The 4,493-nt window shown below is 63.6% G+C and carries 2 protein-coding genes and 2 pseudogenes; all 4 read left to right on the top strand.

Features of this window, described 5'->3' with window-relative positions; all coding sequences use genetic code 11:
* A pseudogene (locus tag EOA36_RS38520) lies at nucleotides 1-155 on the top strand (N-formylglutamate deformylase); the annotation flags it as partial.
* A gap of 28 nt (nucleotides 156-183) precedes the next feature.
* The gene (gene hutU / locus EOA36_RS28555) at nucleotides 184-1,854 is read left to right on the top strand and encodes a urocanate hydratase (RefSeq protein WP_127280374.1); all 1,671 of its coding nucleotides are present in this window, start codon (nucleotides 184-186) and stop codon (nucleotides 1,852-1,854) included.
* 11 nt (nucleotides 1,855-1,865) lie between these two features.
* Complete coding sequence (locus tag EOA36_RS28550; protein ID WP_127280373.1) at nucleotides 1,866-2,444, top strand: HutD family protein; 579 nt, start codon at nucleotides 1,866-1,868, stop codon at nucleotides 2,442-2,444.
* A gap of 289 nt (nucleotides 2,445-2,733) precedes the next feature.
* Nucleotides 2,734-4,493 (top strand): annotated as a pseudogene (locus EOA36_RS28545) (protein ndvB); the annotation flags it as partial.

Raw genomic sequence — 4,493 nt, 5'->3', positions numbered from 1 at the left:
AGATGGAACTCTCCAACCGCGGCTATATGCGCGAGCCCGAAGGGAAGGGCACGCCGGACAATTGGCCGGTACCCTACGATGCCGCGTTCGCCGCGCCGATCCTTGCCACGCTGACGCAGATTCTCCAAACCGCCATTGACTGGGCCGGGCGCTGACGCGCCGCCTCATCCGAAAGGGACAATGATGAACAACCCTCGCCACAATATCCGCGAAGTGCGCGCGCCGCGCGGTGACAAGCTCAACGCCCGGTATTGGACGACCGAGGCGCCGCTGCGCATGCTGATGAACAATCTCGACCCTGATGTCGCCGAGAATCCCAACGAACTGGTCGTCTATGGCGGCATCGGCCGGGCGGCGCGCACCTGGAACGATTTCGATCAAATCGTTGCGTCGCTGAAGACGCTTGGCCAGGACGAGACGCTGCTGGTGCAGTCCGGCAAGCCGGTCGGTGTGTTTCGCACCCACCCGGACGCGCCGCGCGTGCTGATCGCCAACTCCAACCTGGTACCGCACTGGGCGACCTGGGAGAAATTCAACGAGCTCGATAAGAAGGGCCTGATGATGTACGGCCAGATGACGGCCGGCTCCTGGATCTATATCGGCACGCAAGGCATCGTGCAGGGCACCTACGAAACCTTCGTCGAGGCCGGCCGCCAGCATTATGGCGGCAATCTCAAGGGAAAATGGATCCTGACCGGCGGCCTTGGCGGCATGGGCGGCGCCCAGCCATTGGCTGCCGTCATGGCCGGCGCCTGCTGTCTGGCAATCGAATGCAATCCCGATTCGATCGATTTCCGCCTGCGCACCCGCTATGTCGACGAGAAGGCCGAGACGCTCGACGAGGCCATGGAAATGATCGAGCGCTGGACTAAGGCCGGCGAGGCGAAGTCCGTTGGCCTGTTTGGCAACGCCGCCGAGATCGTGCCCGAAATGTTCAAGCGCGGCATCCGCCCTGATATGGTCACCGACCAGACCTCGGCGCACGACCCCATCAATGGCTATCTGCCGAAGGGCTGGACGATGGCCGAGTGGCGCGAAAAGCGTGTCAGCGACCCCAAGGCGGTCGAGAAAGCGGCCCGCGCCTCCATGCGCGAGCATGTCGAGGCGATGGTGGCGTTCTGGAACGCCGGCGTGCCGACGCTCGACTACGGCAACAACATCCGTCAGGTCGCCAAGGACGAAGGTTTCGAGAACGCCTTTGCCTTCCCCGGTTTCGTGCCGGCCTACATCCGTCCGCTCTTTTGCCGCGGTATCGGCCCGTTCCGTTGGGCTGCACTCTCCGGCGATCCGGAGGATATCTACAAGACCGACGCCAAGGTACGCGAACTCACTCCCGGCAACACCCATCTGCACAATTGGCTCGACATGGCGCGCGAGCGCATTTCCTTCCAGGGCCTGCCGGCGCGCATCTGCTGGGTCGGTCTCGGCGACCGGCACAGGCTGGGTCTTGCCTTCAACGAGATGGTGGCCAAGGGCGAGCTCAAGGCGCCCGTCGTCATCGGCCGCGATCACCTCGATTCGGGTTCGGTCGCTTCGCCAAATCGCGAGACGGAATCGATGAAGGACGGTTCCGACGCGGTCTCCGACTGGCCGCTGCTCAACGCGCTGCTCAACACAGCTTCGGGCGCCACCTGGGTGTCGCTGCACCATGGCGGCGGCGTCGGCATGGGCTTCTCCCAGCATGCCGGCATGGTCATCGTCGCCGACGGCACGCCTGACGCGGCAAGACGTCTGGAGCGGGTGCTGTGGAACGACCCGGCGACCGGCGTCATGCGCCACGCCGATGCCGGCTATGACATCGCCATCGAATGCGCCAAGGAGCACCAGCTCAACCTGCCCGGCATTCTCGGGTAGCGGCTGACGTGATGCGCATCCTTCGCGCCGCCGATTACCGCGTCATGCCGTGGAAGAACGGCGGCGGCACGACGACCGAGATCGCCGTCTCGCCCGACGGCGCCGGGCTCGACGATTTCGACTGGCGCGTCTCGATGGCCCGGGTCGAAGGCAGCGGGCCGTTCTCCAGCTTTGCCGGCATCGACCGCACGCTGTCGGTGCTGGAGGGCGAGGGGATCGTGCTTGATGTCGCGGGCCGTCCGCCGGAGCGGATGACAGCGGCTTCCCAGCCATTTTCCTTTCCGGCCGACCAGCCGACGCGTGCCGCGCTGATCGCCGGCCCGATCACCGATCTCAACGTCATGACCCGCCGCGGCCACATGTTGCATCAGGTCGAGCGTCTGGCGATTTCGACGCCCGTGGAAATCGCGACCGAGGCCGGTCCCACCCTCATCCTTTGTCACAGGGGCCATGCCATTTTCCCCGGCGCCGCGCCCATTCGTCTCGGGCCGCTCGACGCCCTGCTGCTCGGACCTGATGCCTCTGTCTTGCGGGTTCAGCCCGCACCGGATGCGATCCTTTTCGTGATCCGGATAATCGCTGCCGCCTGACACGTTTGGCGCCAACGGTTACCGCCTGTTTCCAAACATGATCGCGACGCCGGCGAAATATAGCGTAAGCTGGCGGTGGCATCACGAAAAAGCCCGAATCCTCCCCGTCGATCGGTCCTGACGGGAGCGAGGGGCGCTCGTCTTTGAGTTTGCTCGAAAGATGACGCCCTGTCGTGGTGCGGAAACAAACTTTCGGCATAGGGGTTGATGCAACCGATTGCATTTGAACCGGTTTTAGGGCCATTGCCGTGGCGGTGATGCCGCTGAGTGCCCGCTTACGGAATTTTCAATGAATATTCAGACGAACCCAGCCCAGATCGAGAAGACAAGCGCGAGCTTCCCAGCCATCACGGAAGAGCCGATAAGATCGACATTCCTGCCGGAGGAACGGCTCCGGCTGCTCGGCGAAAGCCTGGCCAAGGGCGATCTGACGGACCTGTTCGGACTGATACCATTCGACTTCCAGGCCCGCATCCGTGACAGCGCCAAGAAGATCCTCGAAGTCTACCGGTCGACCAACGCCGCGCAGGCGAGGGGCGAAACCATCACGCCGGCCGCGCAATGGCTGCTCGACAACAACTACCTGATCGAGGAAACCATTTTCCAGGTCAAACGCGACCTGCCGCGCCGCTTCTACCGGCAATTGCCGACGTTGAAACTGCCCGACGGCGGCACCGTGCCGCGCGCATTGGCGCTGGCCTGGACCTATGTCGCGCATTCGGACAGTTCCGTCTCGGCGACCATGTTCAAGTCCATCGTCCAGGGTTTTCAGTCGGTCGAGCCGCTGAAGATCGGCGAACTCTGGGCCCTGCCGTCACTGCTGCGCTTCGTGCTGATCGAGAACCTCCGCCGCCTGGCGGTCAGGGTCAACCGCACTCGCCAGATGCGCCAGATCGCCAACGACGTGGCCGACAAGGTGCTTGCGACCGACGACAATCCGGATCGGCAGGCAATTCTCGCCAACTTCAGCGCGCATGCGCAGGACACCACCTTCGCCACTCAGCTTCTCTATCGCCTGCGTGACGGATCGCAGAACGCCGGCAAGGCGCTGGAGTGGCTGGAAGGCGAACTCGAAAAGACCGGCTCGGATGCCGAGGAAATCATCATTTCCGAGCACCAGACGCTGTCCAGCGGCAATGTGACCACCGGCAACATCGTGCGCGGTCTGCGCCTCATCAACGACGTCGACTGGACGGTGTGGTTCGAAGGCGTCAGCCGCATCGATACCGTGCTGCGCGAGCGCACCGATTTCGCCGCGCTCGACTTCTTCTCGCGCGATCAGTACCGCACCGCGATCGAGGAACTGGCACGCCGCTCGAACCTGTCGGAGTACCGTGTCGCCGAAAAAGCCATCGAACTGGCCGGTCACGCCGCCGGAGAAACCGTCGCGGAGGGCGTTGAAGGAGCTGATGCTCAGGCATCTTCCGCTCACACCGATGTCGGTTTCTATCTCGTTGGCCCGCGCCGGCTGGAGCTGGAAAAGGCAATCGAGTACCGGCCTACGGTCAGCCAGACGGTCAAGCGGACCTTCGCCAAGACAGGCTGGCTGGGCATCGTGCTCCCCGTCTTCGCGCTGACCGCCCTGCTGCTCGTCCTGTCCGGCAACGCCCTTTCCAATCTCGGCCTGTCGGTGCCGTCGATCGTGCTGATGCTGGCTCTGTTTGCCGTGCCGGCCAGCGAAGGCGCGCTCGCTTTCTTCAACACCGTGGTCTCGCTGTTCCTCAAGCCGACTCGCCTGATCGGTTACGACTACAGGCACGGCGTGCCGCCCGAGGCGCGCACCCTGGTGGTCGTGCCGTCGCTGATCGGCTCGCGTGACGATGTCGAGGAAAACATCCGCAATATCGAAGTGCACTATCTTGCCAATCTGGCGGACGAGATCCATTTCGCGCTGCTTTCGGATTGGCCCGACAGCAAGATCGAGATCGATGCGGCGGACACTGAGATTCTCGACTTCGCCCGCGCCGAAATCGCTCGCCTCAACGTACGCTATCCCTCCGAAGGCGCCCCGCGCTTCTATATCCTGCACCGCCGCCGGCTCTACAATGC

This window comes from Mesorhizobium sp. M8A.F.Ca.ET.021.01.1.1 (assembly GCF_003998025.1).
GTDB lineage: Bacteria > Pseudomonadota > Alphaproteobacteria > Rhizobiales > Rhizobiaceae > Mesorhizobium.
This window is presented reverse-complemented; position numbering and strand designations above follow the sequence as displayed.

Excerpts from the sequence above, each read along its gene's own strand:
- EOA36_RS28550 (WP_127280373.1), top strand. The coding sequence starts at position 1,866 with ATGCGCATCCTTCGCGCCGCCGATTACCGCGTCATGCCGTGGAAGAAC.
- hutU (WP_127280374.1), top strand. The coding sequence starts at position 184 with ATGAACAACCCTCGCCACAATATCCGCGAAGTGCGCGCGCCGCGCGGT.